16 protein-coding genes are annotated in these 21,832 nt (G+C 73.0%); 14 read left to right on the forward strand and 2 right to left on the reverse strand.

Features of this window, described 5'->3' with window-relative positions; all coding sequences use genetic code 11:
• Window positions 1-21: 21 nt before the first annotated feature.
• On the reverse strand, window positions 22-1,395 hold the full coding sequence (locus tag LCG91_RS04455; protein ID WP_224442628.1) for an MFS transporter: 1,374 nt from the start codon (window positions 1,393-1,395) through the stop codon (window positions 22-24).
• Window positions 1,396-1,448: 53 nt separating this feature from the next.
• Between LCG91_RS04455 and mnmA the strand changes: the two genes are divergently transcribed.
• The 9 genes from mnmA (at window position 1,449) to LCG91_RS04500 (ending at window position 14,817) form a co-directional block, all read left to right on the forward strand.
• Window positions 1,449-2,555: a tRNA 2-thiouridine(34) synthase MnmA gene (gene mnmA, locus LCG91_RS04460; RefSeq protein WP_224442629.1), complete on the forward strand. Its 1,107-nt coding sequence runs from the start codon at window positions 1,449-1,451 to the stop codon at window positions 2,553-2,555.
• Between the two features lie 138 nt (window positions 2,556-2,693).
• Window positions 2,694-5,048: an NAD-dependent DNA ligase LigA gene (ligA, locus tag LCG91_RS04465; RefSeq protein ID WP_224442630.1), complete on the forward strand. Its 2,355-nt coding sequence runs from the start codon at window positions 2,694-2,696 to the stop codon at window positions 5,046-5,048.
• A gap of 202 nt (window positions 5,049-5,250) precedes the next feature.
• A complete protein-coding gene (locus LCG91_RS04470) occupies window positions 5,251-6,630 on the forward strand; it encodes an alpha/beta hydrolase (protein WP_224442631.1) in 1,380 nt (459 codons plus the stop codon).
• Window positions 6,631-6,805: 175 nt separating this feature from the next.
• Window positions 6,806-9,238, forward strand: coding sequence for a transglycosylase domain-containing protein (locus LCG91_RS04475; RefSeq protein ID WP_224442632.1), 2,433 nt, complete (start codon window positions 6,806-6,808; stop codon window positions 9,236-9,238).
• A 162-nt stretch (window positions 9,239-9,400) separates the two neighbouring features.
• Window positions 9,401-9,700: an Asp-tRNA(Asn)/Glu-tRNA(Gln) amidotransferase subunit GatC gene (gene gatC, locus LCG91_RS04480; RefSeq protein ID WP_058728900.1), complete on the forward strand. Its 300-nt coding sequence runs from the start codon at window positions 9,401-9,403 to the stop codon at window positions 9,698-9,700.
• Entirely contained in the window at window positions 9,697-11,244 is a 1,548-nt protein-coding gene (gene gatA / locus LCG91_RS04485) for an Asp-tRNA(Asn)/Glu-tRNA(Gln) amidotransferase subunit GatA (RefSeq protein ID WP_058750424.1), read from the forward strand. The genes gatC and gatA overlap by 4 nt, the downstream gene beginning before the upstream one ends.
• Window positions 11,244-12,749, forward strand: a complete 1,506-nt coding sequence (gene gatB, locus LCG91_RS04490) for an Asp-tRNA(Asn)/Glu-tRNA(Gln) amidotransferase subunit GatB (protein WP_224442633.1) — start codon at window positions 11,244-11,246, stop codon at window positions 12,747-12,749. Before gatA ends, gatB begins: the two co-directional genes overlap by 1 nt.
• A gap of 239 nt (window positions 12,750-12,988) precedes the next feature.
• A complete protein-coding gene (locus LCG91_RS04495) occupies window positions 12,989-14,074 on the forward strand; it encodes a type III polyketide synthase (protein WP_224442634.1) in 1,086 nt (361 codons plus the stop codon).
• Window positions 14,071-14,817, forward strand: coding sequence for a methyltransferase domain-containing protein (locus LCG91_RS04500; protein WP_224442635.1), 747 nt, complete (start codon window positions 14,071-14,073; stop codon window positions 14,815-14,817). The genes LCG91_RS04495 and LCG91_RS04500 overlap by 4 nt, the downstream gene beginning before the upstream one ends.
• Window positions 14,818-15,030: 213 nt before the next feature.
• Here LCG91_RS04500 and LCG91_RS04505 read toward each other — a convergent pair whose 3' ends face one another.
• On the reverse strand, window positions 15,031-16,083 hold the full coding sequence (locus LCG91_RS04505; protein ID WP_224442636.1) for a zinc-dependent alcohol dehydrogenase family protein: 1,053 nt from the start codon (window positions 16,081-16,083) through the stop codon (window positions 15,031-15,033).
• A 97-nt stretch (window positions 16,084-16,180) separates the two neighbouring features.
• On the opposite strand from LCG91_RS04505, the gene LCG91_RS04510 reads away from it, so the two are divergent.
• The 5 genes from LCG91_RS04510 (at window position 16,181) to LCG91_RS16405 (ending at window position 21,776) form a co-directional block, all read left to right on the forward strand.
• On the forward strand, window positions 16,181-17,113 hold the full coding sequence (locus LCG91_RS04510; RefSeq protein ID WP_224442637.1) for a DUF3097 domain-containing protein: 933 nt from the start codon (window positions 16,181-16,183) through the stop codon (window positions 17,111-17,113).
• A 750-nt stretch (window positions 17,114-17,863) separates the two neighbouring features.
• Window positions 17,864-18,517 (forward strand): hypothetical protein, encoded by a 654-nt coding sequence (locus tag LCG91_RS04515; protein ID WP_058728906.1) that lies wholly within the window; start codon window positions 17,864-17,866, stop codon window positions 18,515-18,517.
• 61 nt (window positions 18,518-18,578) lie between these two features.
• Entirely contained in the window at window positions 18,579-18,980 is a 402-nt protein-coding gene (locus LCG91_RS04520) for a DUF3054 domain-containing protein (protein ID WP_058728907.1), read from the forward strand.
• Between the two features lie 199 nt (window positions 18,981-19,179).
• A complete protein-coding gene (locus tag LCG91_RS04525; RefSeq protein WP_224442638.1) occupies window positions 19,180-20,754 on the forward strand; it encodes an inositol monophosphatase family protein in 1,575 nt (524 codons plus the stop codon).
• A 152-nt stretch (window positions 20,755-20,906) separates the two neighbouring features.
• Window positions 20,907-21,776, forward strand: a complete 870-nt coding sequence (locus LCG91_RS16405; protein ID WP_263480175.1) for a hypothetical protein — start codon at window positions 20,907-20,909, stop codon at window positions 21,774-21,776.
• Window positions 21,777-21,832 lie beyond the last annotated feature (56 nt).

Below are 21,832 nucleotides of genomic sequence, written 5' to 3' on the forward strand. Positions count from 1 at the left end.
GACCGACGGGACCCGATGGCGTCAGCGCAACCGGCGGGGCAGGTACCGCGGCACGTACCGCAGCAGCACCCCTGCACCGACCAGACCGAGCACGCCCATCACCCCGCTCGCCAATGCGAGCGACGCGACCGCGGTGACACCGGAGATCAGCAGCGGTGCCGCCGCGGACCCGAAGTCGCCCGTGAAGCGCCAGGCGCCGAGGAACGGCGCCGGGTTCCCGCGGGGCGCGAGGTCCGCGCCGAGCGTCATGAGGATGCCGCTGCCGACCCCGTTCGCGAGCGACATGCCGATCGCGATGGCGACGAACCAGCCGACCCGTGCGTCGAGGTGACCGCTCCACGCGAGCAGGAAGTAGGACACCGCCAGCCCGAGCATGCACGGGAGGGCGCTCGCGAGGCGGCCCCAGCGGTCCATGATCTGCCCGCTCGTGTAGAACAGTGCGAAGTCGACGGCTCCGGCGATGCCGATGACGAGCGCGGCCGAGGCGTCGTCGAGGCCGACGCTGACCGCCCAGAGCGGCAGGATCACCTGGCGTCCCGCACGGAGCGCGCCGATGAGCGCCGCGCCGCTGCCGAGCCGGGCGAGGACGGCCCGGTTCTCGCGGATGGTGCGGAAGAGGCCGTGTGCCTCGCGCTCGACGAACTGCGCGCCGGTGTCGGTCGGCGGCTCGTCCGGGTGCGGCGCGGGTGCGGTGCGCGCATCGGTCGCGTGCGTCTCGTCGGTTGCGTCCGGTGCGTCCGGCGCGGCCGTCGTGTCGGTCGCGTTCGGTGCGTCCGGTCTGGAGGCCCGGCTCGGCAACCGCAGACCGCGTGCGCCCGTCGCGGGGTCGCGCAGGACGAGGAGCACCACCGCAGCCGCCAGGCAGCAGACCACGTGGATCCAGAAGGCGCTCTGCGTCGTCCCGGTCAGGTGGACCACGCCGGCGGAGACGAACGGGCCGACGAAGTAGCCGAACCGGAACACCCCGCCCAGGCTCGACAGGGCGCGCGCCCGGATCCGCAGGGGGATCGCGGTCGTCATGTACGCGTGCCGGGCGAGCGCGAAGACCGCGGTCGAGACACCGACCAGGAACACCCCGACCGCGAGCACCCAGGCGTTCGGCGACACGACGCAGACGAGCAGACCGACGACCGACACCACCGCGGCGCCGATCATCGCGTTGCGCTCGCCGATCCGTCCGACCACGACGCCGGAGGGCACGTCGCCGATGAGCTCGCCGACCAGGATGAGCGCCGCGACGAAGCCCGCGAACGCCAGGCTCGCGCCGAGGGAGTCCGCGGCGATCGGGATGATCGGGATGATCGCCCCCTCGCCGATCGCGAAGAGCGCCGCGGGCAGGAAGCCGGAGAGCAGGACGCCGCGGCGGTCGAAGGCGTCGTTCGTGGTGCTGGTCATCGTCGAGCAACGGTACGCCTGGCCCGGTCGGGGGATGCGCTTACCCTGGATGCATGCGTGTACTTGCGGCGATGAGCGGTGGGGTCGACTCGGCGGTGGCCGCGGCGCGGGCCGTGGACGCCGGGCACGACGTGGTCGGCGTGCACCTGGCTCTGAGCCGGATGCCCGGCACGCTGCGGACCGGCAGCCGCGGCTGCTGCACGATCGAGGACTCGATGGACGCGCAGCGGGCGGCCTCGGCGCTCGGGATCCCGTACTACGTGTGGGACTTCTCGGCGCGGTTCAAGGAGGACGTCGTCGACGACTTCGTCGCGGAGTACCAGGCCGGTCGGACCCCGAACCCCTGCATGCGGTGCAACGAGCGGATCAAGTTCGCCGCGCTGCTCGAGAAGGCGCTCGCCCTCGGGTTCGACGCCGTCTGCACGGGCCACTACGCCTCGATCGTGACCGGGGCCGACGGCGCGCGTGAGCTGCACCGCTCGGCGGCGTGGGCGAAGGACCAGTCGTACGTGCTCGGCGTGCTGACGGCCGAGCAGCTCGAGCACGCGATGTTCCCGCTCGGTGCGACCCCGTCGAAGGACGAGGTCCGTGCCGAGGCCGCGGCGCGCGGACTCACGGTGGCGCAGAAGCCCGACTCGTACGACATCTGCTTCATCCCGGACGGGGACACCCGCGGGTGGCTGGCCGACCGCGTCGGTGCCGAGCCGGGGTCGGTCGTGGAGCGCGATGGCACCGTCGTCGGCGAGCACGAGGGCGCGACGGGCTACACGGTCGGCCAGCGGCGCGGATTGCACCTCGGACGCCCCGCACCGGACGGCAAGCCGCGCTTCGTGCTCGAGATCCGGCCGAAGGACAACACCGTCGTCGTCGGACCGAAGGAGGCCCTCGACGTCCGGTCGATGGCCGGGTCCCGCTTCACCTGGGCGGGCACGGCGCCGGTCGACCCGGCCGAGTCCTTCGCCTGCGACGTGCAGATCCGGGCCCACGCCGACCCGGTGTCGGCGACGGCGCGGGTGGCCGACGGCGAGCTCGTGATCGACGTCGACGAGCCGTTGTCGGGGGTCGCTCCCGGGCAGACCGCGGTGGTCTACGTCGGCACCCGGGTGCTCGGACAGTGCACGATCGACCGGACGGTGTCGGCGGTGCCCGCGGCCGTCTGAGCCGGCCCCGCCCCGAGCGTGCGGCCCGAGGGCTGCGGCTGCTGCGGCGGGGTGCTGCGGCGGGCTGCTGCTGCGCGCTGCGTCGGGGTGCTGCTGCCCGCTGCGTCCGGGGTCGGCGGTGCACGGTAGAACTGAGGCATGAGCGACACGACCCCCGACTCCGCCGACTCGACGTTCGAGACGCTGGCCCCGGCCGACCTCGACGCCGCGCAGGCCCAGCAGGAGGTCGACCGTCTGCGGGTCCGCGTCAACGAGCTGCGCGACCAGTACTACGAGGGCAACGGCTCGACGGTGTCCGACGGCGAGTACGACGCGATGGTGCGTCGCCTCGACGCGATCGAGCAGCGCTTCCCGGACCTGCTCACCCCGGACAGCCCGACGCAGACCGTCGGCGGCCAGGCCCAGACCGTGCAGTTCGCGCCGGTCGAGCACGCCGAGCGGATGCTCAGCCTGGACAACGTCTTCAGCCCCGAGGAGCTGACCGAGTGGGCCGACAAGGTCCAGCGCGACGCCGGGTCCGAGCGGGTCCGCTTCCTGACCGAGCTGAAGATCGACGGGCTCGCGATCAACCTGCGGTACGAGCACGGACGGCTCGTCTCGGCGGCGACCCGCGGTGACGGCGTCGTGGGCGAGGACGTCACCGGGAACGTGCGGACGATGGGGACCATCCCGGATCGACTCTCCGGCGAGGGGCACCCCGCGATCGTCGAGGTCCGCGGCGAGATCTTCTTCCCCGTCGCGCAGTTCGACGAGCTGAACGCCCGGCAGCGCGAGGCGGGGGAACGGGTGTTCGCGAACCCGCGGAACGCCGCCGCCGGGTCGTTGCGCCAGAAGGAGGAGGGCAAGTCCGAGGCGAAGCGCGCGCTCATGGTCGACCGCCTGCGACGCCTCCGCATGCTCGTGCACGGCATCGGCGCCTGGCCGGTCCGCGAGCTCGAGCGCGACACCGAGGTGCACTCCCAGTCCGAGGTGTACGAGTTGCTGCAGACGTGGGGCCTCCCGACGAGTTCGCACTACCGGGTCTTCGACACCGTGGACGAGGTGCTCGGCTTCGTCCGGTCCACGGGTGAGCGTCGCGCGTCGGTCGAGCACCAGATCGACGGCGTCGTGGTGAAGGTCGACGACCTGGCCCTGCACGAGGAGCTCGGGTCGACCTCACGGGCACCGCGCTGGGCGATCGCGTACAAGTACCCGCCGGAAGAGGTCCACACGAAGCTCCTCGACATCGTCGTGAGCGTCGGCCGGACCGGTCGCGCGACGCCGTTCGCCGTCATGCAGCCGGCCGAGGTGGCGGGCTCGGTCGTGCGCCAGGCCACCCTGCACAACCAGGACGTCGTCAAGGCGAAGGGCGTCCTGATCGGCGACACCGTGGTGCTCCGGAAGGCCGGCGACGTCATCCCCGAGGTGCTCGGTCCGGTCGTCGAACTGCGTGACGGTTCCGAGCGCGAGTTCGTGATGCCCGCCGAGTGCCCGGAGTGCGGCACGCCCCTCGCCCCGGCGAAGGAGGGCGACAAGGACCTCCGCTGCCCGAACGCCCGGAGCTGCCCCGCGCAGGTCCGCGGTCGGGTCGAGCACATCGCCTCGCGCGGCTCGCTCGACATCGAGGGCCTGGGCGAGGTCGCCGCCGCGGCGCTGACCCAGCCACTACGTCCGGAACAGCCACCGCTCGTCACCGAGGCCGGCCTGTTCGACCTGACGATGGAGGACATCGTCCCCATCGAGGTGATCGTGCGGGACGCCGAGACGGGCATGGAGAAGTCCGACGACGACGGCACCCCGAAGCGCGTGACGCCGTTCAGCCGTGCCCGCAAGAAGACCGACCCGCCGTTCGACCCCGACGCGCGCGGCGCCGAGTACACCGGGGAGCCGAGCCGCTACCCGTCGAAGAACGCGTTCGAGATGCTGGCGAACATCGACGCCGCGAAGACGAAGCCCCTCTGGCGCATCATGGTCGGGCTGAGCATCCGCCACGTCGGGCCGGTCGCCGCTCGGGCGCTCGCGAACCACTTCGGGTCGCTCGACCGGATCCGGAACGCCTCGCGCGAGGAGCTCGCGGCCGTCGACGGCGTGGGCGGGATCATCGCCGACGCACTGCTCGACTGGTTCGCCGTCGACTGGCACCGCGAGATCATCGACCGCTGGACCGCGGCCGGTGTGCAGTTCACCACACCGGACCACCCGGGTCCCGGTGCCGCTGTCGAAGGGGGCGTCCTCAGCGGGGTCACGGTCGTGGCGACCGGCTCGCTCGAGGGCTACACCCGCGAGGGGGCGCAGGAGGCGATCATCGCCGCCGGCGGCAAGGCCGCGTCGAGCGTCAGCAAGAAGACGGACTTCGTCGCAGCGGGGCCCGGTGCGGGGTCGAAGCTCACCAAGGCCGAGCAGCTCGGGTTGCGGATCATCGACGCCGAGCAGTTCCGGCTGCTCGTGACGGAGGGGCCCGGGGCACTGGGAGCGGACGAGACGGACGGAGCGGAGTCGTCGGACGCGGACTGAACGCGCGGTCGAGCAGCACGGCGGGTCGCGGCTCGCCGTGAGCGACGCGCCGCTGACCGCAGGCGAGCAGCCGCAGTGCGCACCCAGTTCGAGGGACAAGTTGCAGGACGCATCCCCTCGCGAGCACATTCTCCTTACACTCGAAAGGGCATCAATCGTCGCCTGAGGGGGTCGACGACACGGCCTTCCCGGGGAGACCTGATTGCTGCTCATCGCCGCGGCCCTGCTACTCACCGCCTCGATGCACTCGATGGGAGTGGTCGAGGCCCCCGACGTGCCCGGTCCGGAACCGCATGGTGCGCACACGGCCTCGCAGGTCGTCCTGCGCGAGGTCCCGTCGGCCCCGGTCGGTGCCCACGCCGCCGACGTCGACGCGCTGGCAGTGGCGCGGGGTGCAGCATTCCTCGACGCGCTCGGCTCGGCCAGCCCGGACGACCTGGTGCGCGCCGACTCCGACGAGCAGGTGCTCGCGACGGCCCAGGACCGACCACCGACGGCCGTCTCGGTCGAACGGTGGTGGGAAGCGCTGAGTGCTGCGGCCCAGGATCGTCTGGTCGCGTTCGCCCCGGCGGTCGTGGGCAACCTGGACGGGGTGCCGTACGACGTCCGTGACCGTGCCAACCGGAGCACCCTCGACGACGAGCTGACCGACGACGAGGGTCGGACCACCACCCGCACCGCGCTGCTCGAGCAGGTCCGGGACGCCCTGCACCAGGAGCCCGGCCAGGGTCCGCGGCACCTGGTCGTCCTCGACACCCGGGGCACCGGGCGCGCGGCGATCGCGGTCGGGGACCTGGCGAGCGCACGGGACGTCACGGTGGTCGTCCCAGGGATGTTCTTCACCGTGACCGGGCAGATGCACGACTTCACGGACACCGCGAGCGACCTGTACGACGAGCAGACGGCGGTGTCGGCACTCGCCGCGACGGGGACCGGTCGGGTCGCAGCGGACGACTCGACGGAGGGCACGGCGGTGCTCGCGTGGATGGGCTACCGCACACCGGACATGTCCAACATCCTGTCGCTCGGACTCGCGCGCACCGGGGCAGACCGACTCGAACGTGTCGTCGACGGCCTCGACGCCGTCCGCGGTGCCGACCGACCCCGGTTGAACGTCGTCGCGCACTCCTACGGGTCGACGACGGCGCTGATGGCCCTGTCGTCCGGGCGCATGCAGGCGGACTCCCTCACGGTGCTCGGCTCGCCGGGCAGCGACGTGCAGTCCGCCGCGGACCTCGCGGTCCGGACCGGCCAGGTCTACGTCGGCGACGCGCACAGCGACCCGATCGCCGGCTCGGGGTACTTCGGGACCGACCCGGGGTCCGCGGGGTTCGGGTCGACGCTCCTCGACCTGTCGGCGGACACCGTCGGGACGGACGCAGGCGCGTTCCGCCGGCCCATCGGTCACAACGACTACCTGAAGCCCGGCACCGCCTCGCTGCACGACGTCGCCCTCATCGGCATCGGACGCGGAGACCTCGTCCGGCACCAGGCGCGACGCGGCCAGGGCGGCGACGGCGGTGCGCAGTCCCTGCCCGACATGTACCTCCTGCGTCCTCAGGACCTGCACCCCCGCGACTGACCCGGCGGGGTCCGTCGCGGCCGGGGCCGGCAGGGGGGCGACCCAGCCCGTTCCGCACAGCGCTCGTCCCTGCCCACGTCCCCGTTGGCGTCCCTGTGGACGTTCCTGTGCGCCGCCGCAGCCCCCGACCGTTCCACGGCAGAACGACCCCAGTCCCGACCCGTACCGTGCCGCCATGCGTGCGATGCGGTGGACCGGTGCCCTCACGACCTTCGTCGCCATGTCCGGCCTCGCGGGCCTGCTGGTGGCGGTCGCGGTGACCCCTGCGGTCGCCGTCGCGGGCGAGGGCGCCTCCGGTGCGGTGTCGTTCTTCGAGGACCTGCCGAGCTACCTCGACATCCAGACCCCGCAGCAGGTGTCGTCGGTCTACGCGACGAAGGACGGGCAGCAGGTCAAGATCGCTTCCTTCTACGCGGAGAACCGCACCGACGTCGCATCGAACGCGATGGCCGACTCCCTCAAGCGCGCCGCGATCGACACCGAGGACCCCCGCTTCGAGGACGAGGGCGGCATCGACGTCCTCGGGACCGTCCGCGGCGTCGCGGCGACCGTCGTCGGCGGCGACGTGCAGGGCGGTTCGAGCATCACGCAGCAGTACGTGAAGAACGTCCTCGTGCAGCAGTGCGAGCAGCTCACCGGCGCGGACGCGGCCGCCACGAAGGCGAAGGTCGCGGCGTGCTACCAGGACGCCGCGGGGGTGACGCCGCAGCGCAAGCTGCAGGAGATGCGCTACGCGATCGCGGTCGACAAGAAGTACACGAAGGACCAGATCCTCACCGGCTACCTGAACCTCGTCGGGCTCGGCGGCCGCGTCTACGGCGCCGAGGCGGGGGCCGAGTACTACTTCGGCGTGCACGCGAAGGACCTGTCGCTCCCGCAGTCGGCGACCCTCGTCGCCATCCTGAACAACCCCGCGAACCTGCGCATCGACGAGCCGGACGACAAGGACAACGGCGCGGCGAACGGCTACGCCGCGACGAAGACCCGACGGGACTACGTCCTGCAGCGGATGTACGTCCACCACGACATCTCGAAGGCGCAGCTCGACCAGGCGAAGGCCACCCCGATCACGCCGCACGTCACCGACACCGCGAACGGGTGCTCGGCGGCGGCGAGTGCCTACGACGCCGGGTACTTCTGCGACTACGTCCGCGACCAGGTGCTGCAGGACCCGGCGTTCGGGAAGACCGCGGCGGAGCGCATCGAGACCCTCGACACGATGGGCCTCGAGATCCACACGTCGCTCGACCTCGACCTGCAGGCCCAGGCACAATCCGCGCTCTCGTCGTACGTGCCGACGACGATGGCGGGCGTCGACCTCGGCGGCACGAACGTCACCGTCGAGCCGGGAACGGGCCGTGTGCTCTCCATGGTGCAGAACACCACGTACACGCAGAGCGACAACGCCGGCCCCGGCGCGACCGCGATCGACTACAACGCCGACTCCGCCTACGGCAACTCCGGAGGCTTCCAGACCGGATCGACCTACAAGGTGTTCACGCTGGCCGAGTGGCTCGCCTCCGGACACACCCTGTCGGAGTCGGTGCCGACGGGCGAGCACCTGTTCCAGCAGTCCGAGTTCACGAACTCGTGCGAGGCCCTCGGCGGCTCCCCCTGGCCGGTCTCGAACGCCGAGGCCGTCCCGGCGAGCATGAGCGTCCAGGCCGCGACCTCGGAGTCGATCAACACCGCGTTCGGCGCGATGGCGAAGCAGCTCGACCTCTGCAAGATCAAGGGCCTGGCGCAGGCGATGGGCATCCACCAGGCGGACGGGTCGGCTCCGGCGTCGAACCCGGCGTCCGTGCTCGGCACCAACCCGCTCTCGCCGATCGACCTGGCCGAGGCGTACGCGGGCTTCGCGAACGGCGGCGTCGTGTGCACGCCGACCGTCATCGACTCGGTGCGCGAGGCCGACGGCACCACGATCACGCCGAGCCCCTCGAGCTGCACCCGGGGCGTCTCCGCCGAGGTCGCCGGGACGGTCGACTACGCGCTGCAGGGCGTCCTGACCGGCAACGGCACGGCGGCCTCGGCGAACCCGGGTGACGCCACCCCGAAGTTCGCCAAGACCGGCACGACCGACGCCGACACGCAGAACTGGCTCGTCACGTCGAGCACCAAGTGGACGAACGCGACGTGGATCGGCAACGTCACCGGACTGGTCGGCCTGGCGGACGTCTCCTTCCCGCACGGCACGACCGGGTACAGCGCGAAGTTCGGCGTGGGACGGTCGATGATGTCCTGGCTCGACCAGCGGTACGGCGGGGGAGCGCTGCCCGAGCCCGACCCGGCGATGATCGGTTCCGCTCCGCGGTCCACCGACGGGACGGCGTCGGGTGCTGCGACCGGCGGGGACCCGTCGGCGCCGGGGACGAGTGACCAGGGACAGCCGGCCCAGGGGCAGGCTGCCCAGGGACAGCCGGCCCAGGGACAGGCAGCTCCGGGGTCCTCCGGCACGGGAACGACGGCGGGCACGCCCGCCCAGGGCGCCGCCGCCGGATCCGGGTCGCAACCGGGCACTGGCGCCGGCGGGACGTCGACCGGGACGGGTGGCGCCCAGGGGACGTCGACGGGCGGGACGGCCCAGCAGCCGCCGTCGCACGGCTGAGTGACGACGACCAGGAGGTGACGGTCTGGAGGCGCGGTGCCGGTCCGGATGACCGGCACCGGGCCTCCAGACCGGTTCTCCACAGCCCCGCCCACCGTGGCGCCGCCGCCGGACGCGGCCAATAGACTGGTGCGCATTCCACGAACCGATCGACGGAGCACCATGCCTGACATCACGAGCGAGCAGGTCGCCCACCTGGCGAACCTCGCACGTATCGCACTCACGCCCGACGAGATCGAGAAGCTGACCGGGGAGCTGTCGCACATCGTCGAGAGCGTCGCCAAGGTCGCCGAGGTCGCGACCGACGACGTCCCGGCGACGAGCCACCCGGTGCCGCTCGGCAACGTCACCCGACCCGACGTGGTGGGGCAGACGCTGACCCAGGAGCAGGCGCTCTCCGGTGCGCCCGACTCCGACGGCGAACGGTTCCGTGTGACGGCCATCCTGGGAGAAGAGCAGTGACCGACGACCTGACCCGCCTCAGCGCGGCCGCCCTCGCCGACGCCCTCGTCGCGCGCGACGTCTCGAGCGTCGAGGCCACCCGGGCCCACCTCGACCGGATCGCAGCGGTCGACGGCGACGTGCACGCGTTCCTGCACGTCAACGAGAACGCCCTGGCGGCGGCGAAGTCGATCGACTCGCGCCGTGCCGCGGGCGACGACCTCGGCGCGCTCGCCGGCGTCCCGATCGCGATCAAGGACGTCCTGTGCACGCAGGACATGCCGACGACCTCGGGGTCGAAGATCCTCGAGGGCTGGCGACCGCCCTACGACGCCACCCCGGTCGCCAAGCTCCGCGCCGCCGGCCTGGTGCCGCTCGGCAAGACCAACATGGACGAGTTCGCGATGGGCTCGACGACCGAGTTCTCGGCGTACGGCCCGACGCGGAACCCGTGGGACCTCGACCGGATCCCCGGCGGGTCCGGCGGTGGTTCGGCCGCCGCGGTCGCCGCGCACGAGGCACCCTTCGCCCTCGGTTCCGACACCGGTGGCTCGATCCGCCAGCCCGGTGCGGTCACCGGCACGGTCGGCGTGAAGCCGACCTACGGCGGGGTCAGCCGGTACGGTGCGATCGCGCTCGCGTCGTCGCTCGACCAGATCGGCCCCGTGTCCCGCACGGTCCTCGACGCCGCGCTCCTGCACGACGTCATCGGCGGACACGACCCGAAGGACTCGACCTCGATCCCGGACGCCTGGCCGTCGATGGCCGCCGCTGCGCGCGAGGGCCTGCAGGCAGACACGCTCCGTGGGCTCAAGGTCGGCATCGTCAAGGAGCTCGCGGGGGGCGAGGGCTTCCAGGCCGGCGTCACGCAGCGATTCCAGGAGACGGTGGCGATCCTCGAGCAGGCGGGAGCCGAGGTCGTCGAGATCGACGCACCGTCGTTCGCCTACGCCATCAGCGCGTACTACCTGATCCTGCCGGCAGAGGCCTCGTCGAACCTCGCGAAGTTCGACTCGGTGCGCTTCGGCCTGCGCGTCACGCCCGAGGGCGGCGCCACGGTCGAGGACGTCATGGCCGCCACGCGCGAGGCCGGGTTCGGTCCCGAGGTGAAGCGACGCATCATCCTCGGCACCTACGCGCTCAGCGCCGGGTACTACGACGCGTACTACGGCTCCGCGCAGAAGGTCCGCACGCTGGTGCAGCGCGACTTCGCGGCCGCGTTCGACCAGGTCGACCTGCTCATCAGCCCGTCGGCGCCGACGACGGCGTTCCCGCTCGGGGAGCGCCTCGACGACCCGCTGTCGATGTACCTCAACGACCTCACGACGATCCCGGCGAACCTCGCCGGTGTCCCCGGCATGAGCATCCCGAACGGCCTCGCGCCCGAGGACTCCCTGCCGACCGGTGTGCAGCTCATGGCCCCGCAGCGCGAGGACGCCCGTCTGTACCGGTACGGTGCCGCGCTCGAGCGCCTGCTCGAGCAGCAGTGGGGTCGCCCGCTCATCGACAGCATCCCGGACCTCGACCAGTCTCAGCAGTCCGCTGCGCAGGAAGGTGTGATCTGATGGCGCAGAAGGACGCGCTGATGGACTTCGACGAGGCGCTCGAGCGCTTCGAGCCGGTGCTCGGCTTCGAGGTCCACGTCGAGCTCGCGACGAAGACCAAGATGTTCTCGGACGCCCCGAACTTCTTCGGCGGCGAGCCCAACACGAACGTGACCCCGGTCGACCTCGGGCTGCCCGGGTCGCTGCCGGTCGTGAACGAGCAGGCCGTGCGCTACTCGATCCAGCTCGGGCTCGCGCTCGGCTGCTCGATCGCCGAGTCCTCGCGGTTCGCCCGGAAGAACTACTACTACCCGGACAACCCGAAGAACTACCAGATCTCGCAGTACGACGAGCCGATCGCGTTCGAGGGCGAGGTCGAGGTCGAACTGGCCGACGGGACGATCTTCCAGGTGCCGATCGAGCGCGCCCACATGGAGGAGGACGCCGGCAAGCTGACGCACGTCGGCGGTGCCACCGGCCGCATCCAGGGTGCCGAGTACTCGCTCGTCGACTACAACCGCGCCGGTGTCCCGCTGGTCGAGATCGTCACGAAGCCGATCTTCGGCGCGAAGGACCGCGCCCCGGAGCTCGGCGCCGCGTACGTGCAGGTCATCCGTGACCTCGTCCGCGCGCTGGGCGTCTCCGAGGCCCGGATGGAGCGCGGGAACCTGCGCTGCGACGCGAACATCTCGCTGCGTCCCTGGGGGCAGGAGGAGCTCGGTACCCGGACCGAGACGAAGAACGTCAACTCGTTCCGCGCGGTCGAGCGCGCCATCCGCTACGAGATCCAACGGCAGGCCGCGATCCTCGCCGCGGGCGGCACGATCACGCAGGAGACGCGTCACTGGCACGAGGACACCGGTCGCACCTCGGCCGGTCGTCCGAAGTCGGACGCGGACGACTACCGGTACTTCCCGGAGCCCGACCTGCTGCCGGTCGTGCCGGACCCGGCCGTGGTCGAGGAGCTCCGGGCGTCCCTGCCCGAGGCGCCCGTCGCCCGTCGCCGTCGCCTGAAGGGCGAGTGGGGCTTCAGCGACCTCGAGTTCCAGGACGTCGTCAACGGCGGTCTGCTCGACGAGGTCGAGGCGACCGTGGCCGCGGGTGCGTCGCCGCAGGCCGCCCGCAAGTGGTGGACGGGTGAGATCAGCCGCGTCGCGAACGCGCAGGACACCACCCCTGGGGACCTCGTCTCGCCGCAGCACGTCGCCGAGACCATCGCACTCGTCGAGTCCGGCGACCTGACCGACCGCCTGGCGCGCCAGGTGCTCGAGGGCGTCATCGCGGGCGAGGGTTCGCCGGCGCAGGTCGTCGAGGCCCGTGGGCTGAAGGTCGTTTCGGACGACTCCGCCCTCACCGCCGCGGTCGACCAGGCACTCGCGGCCCAGCCGGACGTGCTCGCCAAGATCCGTGACGGCAAGGTCCAGGCCGCGGGCGCGATCATCGGTGCGGTCATGAAGGCCATGCAGGGCCAGGCCGACGCCGCGCGCGTCCGTGAGCTCGTGCTGGAGCGCGCGCAGCAGTCGTAGCGCGACCACGACGACGGACGGGCGCGCCCCGCTCAGCGGCAATGCGGAGCGTTGCGCGGGGCGCGCCGACCGAGCCTGCGAGGGAGGGGTGGCGGGTCCGCCACGTGCCTCCCGTCCGTCATGCGGCCGGTCTGTCGTCGTGCCGACCCGTGCTCGTGCCGGCGAGCCCTCGTGCCGGCTCGTGCTCGGCCGGTCCGCGATCCTGGGGACGCGTCAGCGACCCGGTGACAGGATGAGGAGTGACCGCAACGATCCGCGCCATCGGGACCGCCGTCCCCGACACCACCCTCGACCAGGGTGCGGTGCGTGACCTGTTCGCCGGACAGCCGGACCTCGGTCGGTTGGGCGCGCGGATCGTCCCGGCGGCCTTCGACGCATCCGCCGTCGAACACCGGCACACCGTCATCGAGGAGCTCGACGCCGCGCGGCCCGGCGGACTCTTCCGACAGGAGTCCGGTGCGCTCGTGTCGCCGTCCACCGGCACCCGGAACGACCGCTACCGCGACCTCGCCCCGGCGCTGTTCGTCGCGGCCGCTCGGGACGCCGTCGAGCGTGCCGCGATCGCACCGGACCGCGTTACCCACCTGGTCACGGTCTCGTGCACGGGGTTCACGCAACCCGGGCCGGACATCGACGTCGTCGACCAGCTCGGGCTGCCGGCGGGGGTCTTCCGGCACCACATCGGCTTCATGGGGTGCTGCGCGGCGTTCCCGGCGCTCCGGATTGCAGCGGCCTTCGCCGAGGCGGACCCCGACGCCGTCGTGCTGGTCGTCTGCGCCGAGCTCTGCACGCTCCACGTCCGCGCGTCGGACGACCCGGACCAGATCGTCGCGAACAGCGTCTTCGGGGACGGTGCCGCCGCGGCGGTCGTGACCTCGGGCGGACCGGGCCTGCGCATCGAGCGCTTCGCCACCGCGACGGTGCCCGAGGGGGCGTCGGAGATGGCCTGGAACATCGGCGACGAGGGCTTCGAGATGGTGCTCTCGACCGCGGTCCCGAAGCTCGTCGGCGTGCACGTGCCCGCTGCCGTCACCGCGTTGCTCGGCGAGGGCGAGACCTTCGCCGACCTGCCGGTGTGGGCGGTGCACCCCGGCGGACGCGCGATCCTCGACCGCGCCCAGGACGCCCTCGCGCTGCCCGACGGCGCCGTCGCCTCCAGTCGCGCCGTGCTCCGGGACCACGGCAACATGTCGAGCGCGACGGTGCTGTTCGTGCTCCGGGACGCCGTCGAGCAGGGGCTCGCACCGGGATCCCCGGTCGCGGCCGTCGCCTTCGGACCCGGGCTGACGGTGGAGAGCGCGAGGCTCACGGCGGTCGGGGCGTGAACGACCGGACCTGGTCCGTTCGCGGCGCGGGCGACGGCCGCGAGCCCGGACTCCGTGCCGTGGACCTGCGGCAGCGGGACACACGGTTGCAGGAGCTGATGGACGACCCGGGGTGCGACCCGCGCGTGCTCGACCGGACGTTCCGACGATTCGCCGTGGTGAACGCGCTGGTCAGCGGGTGGCGGGCGGTGTGGCGCACGCACGTCGTCCCGGCGCTGCCGCCGAGCGGTCGCGCCCGCGTGCTCGACCTCGGGTGCGGCGGCGGGGACCTCGCGCGCTCGCTCGTGCGGTGGGCGGGCAGTGACGGCTTCTCGCTCGAGGTCGTCGGGGTCGACCCCGACGAGCGAGCGATCACCGCGGCTCGCCGGTCGACCGCCCGGGGGGTGACCTTCCGTCAGGCATCGAGCACGGACCTCGTCGCGGCGGGGGAGCGGTTCGACGTCGTCGTCTCGAACCACGTGCTGCACCACCTGGACGACGACGCCAGGGCAGCGTTCCTCGCTGACTCCGAGCGGCTGGCCACCGGGCGGAGCCTGCACTCCGACATCCGGCGGTCGCGACAGGCCTACCGGGCGTACGCGCTGGCGTCGCCGCTCGTGTCCGCCGGCACGTTCGTCCGGGTGGACGGGCTCCGCTCGATCCGTCGGTCGTTCACGGTCCCCGAGCTGCAGGAGGTGCTGCCTGCGGGATGGACCGCCGAGCGGGCGGCACCGCACCGGGTGCTCGCGGTGCGGGACGCCTGACGGGCCCCGGCCCGCGCATCGGCGCCGCCGTGCACATGGCGGCGGCACCGCGCGCATCGGCGCCGCCGTGCGCACGGGACTCGGCCCTTCGGACGGGTCCGCGCACGTCGTGCTGCGAACGTGTCCGCGGGGCCGAGTCTCGGGCAGACCCGCCGGTCCGCGTGGGCCCGACCGTCCGCTCGTGAGCCGCGCGCGGGCGGCGGCGTGGCGGCGCTACGGACGCAGCAGCACCTTGATGGCACGCCGCTCGTCCATCGCCGCGTACGCCTCGGCTGCCTGGTCGAGGGGCAGCTCGAGGTCGAACACCTTGCCGGGCTCGATCGTCCGCGACAGCACGTCCGGGAGCAGCTCCTCGATGTACGCGCGTGCCGGGGCCATGCCGCCGCCCACGGTGATGTTCTTCGCGAACAGGAACGGCATCGGCAGCTCCGGGTCACCCGCGGGGACACCGACGTAGCCGACGTTGCCGCCCGGGCGGACGACCCGCAGCGCCTGGTCCATGCTCTCCGCGGTGCCGACGGCCTCGAGGGCGCAGTCGGCGAGCTCTCCGCCGAGCAGCTCGCGCACGGCGGCGATGCCCTCCTCACCGCGGGTCTCGACGACGTCGGTCGCCCCGAACTCCCGCGCCAGCGCCTGACGGTCGGCGTGCCGGCTCATCGCGATGATGCGTTCGGCACCCAGGCGCGACGCTGCGAGCACCGCGGACAGCCCGACGGCGCCGTCCCCGACGACCACGACGGTCTTGCCGGGGCCGACCTCGGCGGACACGGCCGCGTGGTGCCCGGTCGAGAACACGTCGGACAGCGTGAGGAGCGACGGCACGAGGTCGTCGTCCACCGGGCCGGGGACCTTCACGAGGGTCGCCGCGGCGTCGGGCACGCGCACGTACTCCGACTGCGCACCGCCGATCGGGTGGCCGTACGCGTCGGTCGTGCCGCCGAAGATCGAGCTGTGCTCGCAGCCACTCGTCATGCCGTGGGTGCAGGCCTGGCAGGTGCCGTCGTTGGTGGTGAACGGCGCGATGACGAAGTCGCCCGCGGCGAGGTCGGCGACGTCGGCACCGACGGACTCGACGACGCCGACGAACTCGTGCCCGATGGTGTGGGCCTGCTCGGTCCCGCGGACGCCGCGGTAGGGCCAGAGGTCGGACCCGCAGACGCAGGACGCGGTCACCTTGACGACGGCGTCGGTGGGGTCGATGAGGACGGGGGTGTCGCGCTCCTCGACGCGGATGTCGCGAGGGGCGTGGATGACGGTTGCGCGCACGGTGTGGCCTTCCGATCGTGGGGGTGGACGCGGCGCGTACCGTGACGCGCCAGGGTGCCGGCGCCGTTGCGGGACCCGTCGACACTACGCTTCCCGGGTGGACGACGACCGCTACGGCAGTGACGTGCTCTCGGGCGACTGGCGCTCGAAGGGCGTCAAGAAGGTGCGGCAGGTGCCGCTCGAACGCGACATGGTGCTCGAGGACCCGGACTCCGGCTGGGCGGGCGCCGTCGTCGGGCTCGAGGCGGGCAACGTCACCCTGGAGGACTGGAAGGGTCGCACCCGCGCCTTCCCCTTCACCGGGCAGTTCCTGCTCGAGGGCGAGCTCGTCACCCTCGGTCGTCCGCAGGCTCCGGTGGGCCGATCGGCTGCGGCGGCGCCACCCGCGCGGTCCGTGGGGACGGCCGGGAGGCCCGGTGCGGCTCCGGCGGTCCGGCACGCCTCCGACGGTGGTCGTCTCCGCACCGCGTCCGGCTCGTTCGCCGTCGAGCAGCAGCGGGCTCGCGTGGCGCTGCCCTCCCGGATCATGGTCGAGGGCAAGCACGACGCCGAACTCGTCGAGAAGGTCTGGGGAGCCGACCTGCGTGTCGAGGGAGTGGTCGTCGAGGAGCTCTCCGGCGTCGACAACCTGGCGGACGTCCTCGAGGAGTTCCGCCCGACCAGGGACCGCCGAGTCGGGGTCCTGGTCGACCACCTCGTGCCCGGGTCGAAGGAGTCCCGCTTCGCCGACGCCGTGATGCGCGGGAAGTGGGGCGCGCACGTGCTCGTCGTCGGGCACCCGTTCGTCGACGTCTGGCAGTCCGTGAAGCCGTCGCGGCTCGGGCTGCAGGCGTGGCCCACGATCCCGCGGTCGATCGAGTGGAAGAAGGGCATCTGCCAGCACCTCGGGTGGCCCGCCGAGGAACAGGCCGACATCGCCCGCGCGTGGCAGCGGATCCTCGGGCAGGTCCGGACCTTCGCCGACCTGGAGCCGCAGCTGCTCGGGCGCGTCGAGGAGCTCATCGACTTCGTGACCGAGCCGCGGGCCTGACCCGTTCGGCCACCCTGCCGGCGCTCGTCGTGGGGCGGGAGCGTCCCCGTTCCCGCCCCCTCGCGGCCGTTGGCGGGTGGGTGTCGGGCGTGGGCCGGTGAGCGGGCGGAAGTCGCGCCTCCGGTCCGGGTCTCGCTTCCGTTTCCGCCCGTTCACGGCGTCTGGCGGGTGGGTGTCGGGCGTGGGCCGGTGAGCGGGCGGAAGTCGCGCCTCCGGTCCGGGTCTCGCTTCCGTTTCCGCCCGTTCACGGCGTCTGGCGGGTGGGTGTCGGGCGTGGGCCGGTGAGCGGGCGGAAGTCGCGCCTCCGGTCCGGGTCTCGCTTCCGATTTTGCCCGCTCGTGATCCCTTGGGGGTGGATGTCGGGCGTGGGCCGGTGAGCGGGCGGAAGTCGCGCCTCCGGTCCGGGTCTCGCCTCCGTTTCCGCCCGTTCACGGCGTCTGGCGGGTGGGTGCCGGGCGTGGGCCGGTGAGCGGGCGGAAGTCGCGCCTCCGGTCCGGGTCTCGCTTCCGTTTCCGCCCGTTCACGGCGTCTGGCGGGTGGGTGCCGGGCGTGGGCCGGTGAGCGGGCGGAAGTCGCGCCTCCGGTCCGGGTCTCGCTTTCGTTTCCGCCCGTTCACGGAGTCTGGGGGGTGGGTGCCGGTCGTGCGGTGGTGAGCGGGCGGAAGTGGCACGCGCCGCCGCGGACGCGGTGCGTTTCCGCCCGCTCGGGCGTGCTCCGGGGGAAGCGCGCCGCGCGGCCTACTGTTGAGGGATGGACGGCATCGACGGTCGCGTGCGGGGCGCGGTCGACGTGTGGTTGCGGTGGCTGCCGCGGTGGCAGATCGGGACCGCCCGACCTCGGACGCGGATTTGCCGGAAGTGCACCGGGTCGCCGATCGCCTCCGCCGCGGGGTTCGGTCCGGACGTGCCGCACGCGGTCCAGCACGCGTTGATCGGTCGGATCTCGACCATCGTCGAGGACGCCGTCGACGAGTACACCGCGAAGAACCTCCCGCTGCTCCAGCGGGAGCTCGAACGGGCCGCCGCCCGGAAGCGGCACGCGGGCTACCAGCCGACCGAGGGCCTGTCGCCGGAGTTCCAGGGCCTCGACGTGGACCCGGAGCCCTCGCCGGGGGAGCCGTTCCTCTTCACCCTCGACGAGATGACCGGCACGGGTGCGGGCGAGCAGACCCCGCGCGAGCCGCTGTCCGACGAGGCGAAGGCGGCACTGCGGCACGAGATCGCCCTGTCCGACGAGTGTGCTCGGGCGACGGGGACGGCCGTGTGCCTGGCCCTCGTCGAGCACCGTCCGCGCATCGCCGAGGCGGTCGAGCGTCTCGTGGAACCACAGATCGCGGCGCTGGTGTCCGACATGTTCCGCGGCTTCGACGGACCGGAGGAACCCGGCCGCCCCGGGCTCTTCTGACGGCGGCCCCGCGGGTGCCGGCCCGTCACCCGTGGTGGTCGGATCGCGGGAGAATGGGCGGGTGACTCGCACCTGGGGCTGGATCGCAGCCGTCGTCGACATCGTCCTCATCGTCGTGTTCGCGCTCGTCGGGCGGTCCTCGCACGCCGAGGCCACGTCGCTCGCCGGCACCTGGACCACGGCCTACCCGTTCCTGGCAGGTTGGCTCGTCGGCTGGCTGGTCGTCCTCGGGTGGCGTCGTCCCCTGCGCGTGTGGCCGACGGGCGTGGTCGTGTGGGTCGCCACGGTCGCGATCGGCATGCTGCTCCGGGTGCTGACCGGGCAGGGCGACGTCGCGGGCGACCCGCTGCCGCTGTCGTTCGTCATCGTCGCGACGATCGTCCTGGCGGTCTTCCTGCTGGGGTGGCGTACCGTCGCCGGGCTCGTCCTCCGCGTCGGTCGCCGGGGTCGCGGGCGCGCCTGACCGGACGTCCGCCCGGCGACACCACGGGGTCGGACGATCGGCCGCCGGTCCACCCGCCGCGACGCAGCCGCATCGCCGCACGAGCGCACGCCGCGAGGCAGCCGCACCGCCGCACGGGCACACGAGCGCACCGCCGCACCGCCGCTCCCGTTCACCCGCCGGTCACCCACCCGCCACCCGCTGCGGGGAACATACCAGGATGACGACCCTCGACCACGCCGCCGTCGGCCACGACCACGACGGCCGTGCAGCGAGGACCCTCCCGCGACTCGTGGCCCGTCGCGGCGCGCCCCGGGTCCGGCGCGAGGACACCCTGCCCTCCATCGCCGTCGCCGAGGCCCTCGGTGCCGACGTCGTCGAGGTCGATGTCCGCCGGACCGCCGACGGTGTCGCGGTCCTGCTGCACGACGAGACCCTCGGCCGGCTCTGGGGCGATCCGCGTCGCGTCGCCGAGGTCTCGTGGTGCGAGGTCGCCCGGCTCGGCAACGGGCTCGACCGCATCCCGCGCCTCGACGCCGTGCTCGAACGGCTCGACGGCTGCCGGGCCGCCCTGCTGCTCCACGTCGTCGACCCCGCGGACGCCCTCGTCGCGACCCGCACCGTCGCCTCGTCGACCTGGGACACCGCGGTGGCGTGGACGGGCACGCCGCCGGCGCTCGCCGCGGTCCGGGCAGCGCTGCCGACCGCCGACACGTGGCTGCCGTGGGAGTCGCTCGACGTCCCCACCGCCGCGGACACGGCCGGTCTCCGGCCGTCGACGCTGGTGCTCGACGACGTGTTCCTGACGCCGGACACGGTCGCGGCGGCGCACGACCTCGGTCTCGCGGTGGCGGTGCGGACCGTCGACGAGCCGGAACCGGTCCGGTGGGCGGCGCGCACGGGTGCGGACCTCGTGGCCACGGAGGACGTCGCCTCCGTCCGAGCCGTCTTGGCCGGAGGGGAGCGGGACGGCTGGGCGCTGTCCGAGCGCGGACCGACCGAGGACGAGGTGGGCACGCGCGCTCAGGCGCTCGCCCACCGCATCGCGCACGAGGTCGTCGCGTTCACCCGCGAGCACCCGATCGGGCAGGTCGCGACGAAGCACGGCGACGGCGATCCGGTCACCGAGGTCGACCGTGCCGTCGAGCGACTCGTCCGGTCCCGCGTCCGTGCGGCCTTCCCCACGCACGGGTTCACGGGCGAGGAGTACGGCACGGCGCCCGGCGACCGACACCACTGGTGGCTCGACCCGGTCGACGGCACGACGAACCTGGTCAACGGGGTTCCCTGGACGGCGATGTCGCTCTGCCTGACCCGCGGCGGGCAGCCCCTCGTCGGGGTCGTGGCCGACCCGTGGCGGGGCGAGGTGCTCGAAGCCCGGCGCGGTCGCGGTGCGGTGCTCCGCGACACACCGCTGCGGCTCGACGACGCGCCGCGGCCGCTCGCCGGGGCCGTCGTGGCGGCCGAGTTCGGCGGACTCGGGGCGTGGGACGGTCTCGGGAGGCTCGTGGCCGCGCTGGCAGAGCGCTCCTGCGCCGTGCGCGTGATGGGTTCCAGCACGCTGACGCTCGCGCAGGTCGCCGCCGGTCGCGGGGCGGGCGGCTGCGTGCCGTCGTTCGATCTCGTGGACCACGGCGCGGCGGTGCTGCTGGTGCAGGAGGCCGGGGGAGTGGTCCTCACGCTCGACGGACCCGTCGACGGGTTCCCGCGAGCCGGGGAGCCCGTCCTCGTCGCGCATCCCGGTGCGGCCGACGAGCTCTTCGCGATCTGGTCGACGGCGCTCGATGCTCGCTGACCACCGGCGCTGGCGCCGAGCGCTGACGCCGAGCGCTGAGGCCGCTCTCGGCTGGTTCTGTGCGGTCGTACAGTCAGCGGTCGTCGGCGCTGCCTAGTGTGGCTGCGACGGACCCTCCCGACCCGGGCGGACCGCACCGAAGGAGCAACGACATGGGATTCCTCGACCGACTGCTCGGCCGTCCCGACCGTGACCGCGACCAGCAGGGCGGGTGGGGTCAGCCGCAGCAGCCCCAGCAGCCGGCCCAGCAGGGGTACCGGTACGGGCAGCAGTCGTACCAGGTGCCGCCGGTCCAGCAGGACGGCGGTCAGCAGTACAGCGGTCAGCAGTACGGGGCGCAGCCAGCTCAGCAGTTCGGCGGCCAGCAGTACGGCACCCCGCAGTGGGGTCCGGGCCAGCCCGGTGGCCAGCAGCCGGGCGGTCAGCAGGGTGCGGCCTCGACCGAGGACGAGCGCGCCGTCGAGCGCTACCGCTACCTGCTCCGCACGGCACCGCCGGAGCGCATCGAGGCGGTCCACGCCGAGGCCTTCGCGACCCTGACGCCCGAGCAGCGCCGGATGGTCTACGAGGAGTTCACCCGCAGCGCGCCCGACGGCGAGGCTCCTCGCGGCGACGACCCGCGGTCCCTGGCCCAGGCGGCGACCCGCTCGGAGATCCGCCAGCCCGGCTTCATGGAGCGGTCGCTCGGCGGGATGAACGGCGGCGCGGGTGCGATGGGGCAGCGCGGCGGTCCCTCGTTCGGCCGGATGATCGGCGCATCGATCCTCGGTACGGTCGCCGGGTACGTCATCGGTTCGGCGATCATGAGCGCCTTCCTGCCCGACGCCGGATCGTTCGACGGCGGTACCGATGCTGCGGGCGACGGCGGTTCGGAGGACACTGGTGCCGACTCCGGTGACGGCGGAGCGTCCGATGCGGGCGCGTCCGACGGCGGCGGGTACGAGAACGCGGGCTGGGACGACGGCGGCGGTGACTTCGGCGGCGGCGGCTTCGGCGACTTCGGCGGTGACTTCGACGTCTGAGTGACGTCGTCGCTCCCGCCGATCCCACACCACACCGACGTGGCCGACGAGGGAGC

It is taken from the genome of Curtobacterium sp. TXMA1, from assembly GCF_020162095.1.
Lineage (GTDB): Bacteria > Actinomycetota > Actinomycetes > Actinomycetales > Microbacteriaceae > Curtobacterium.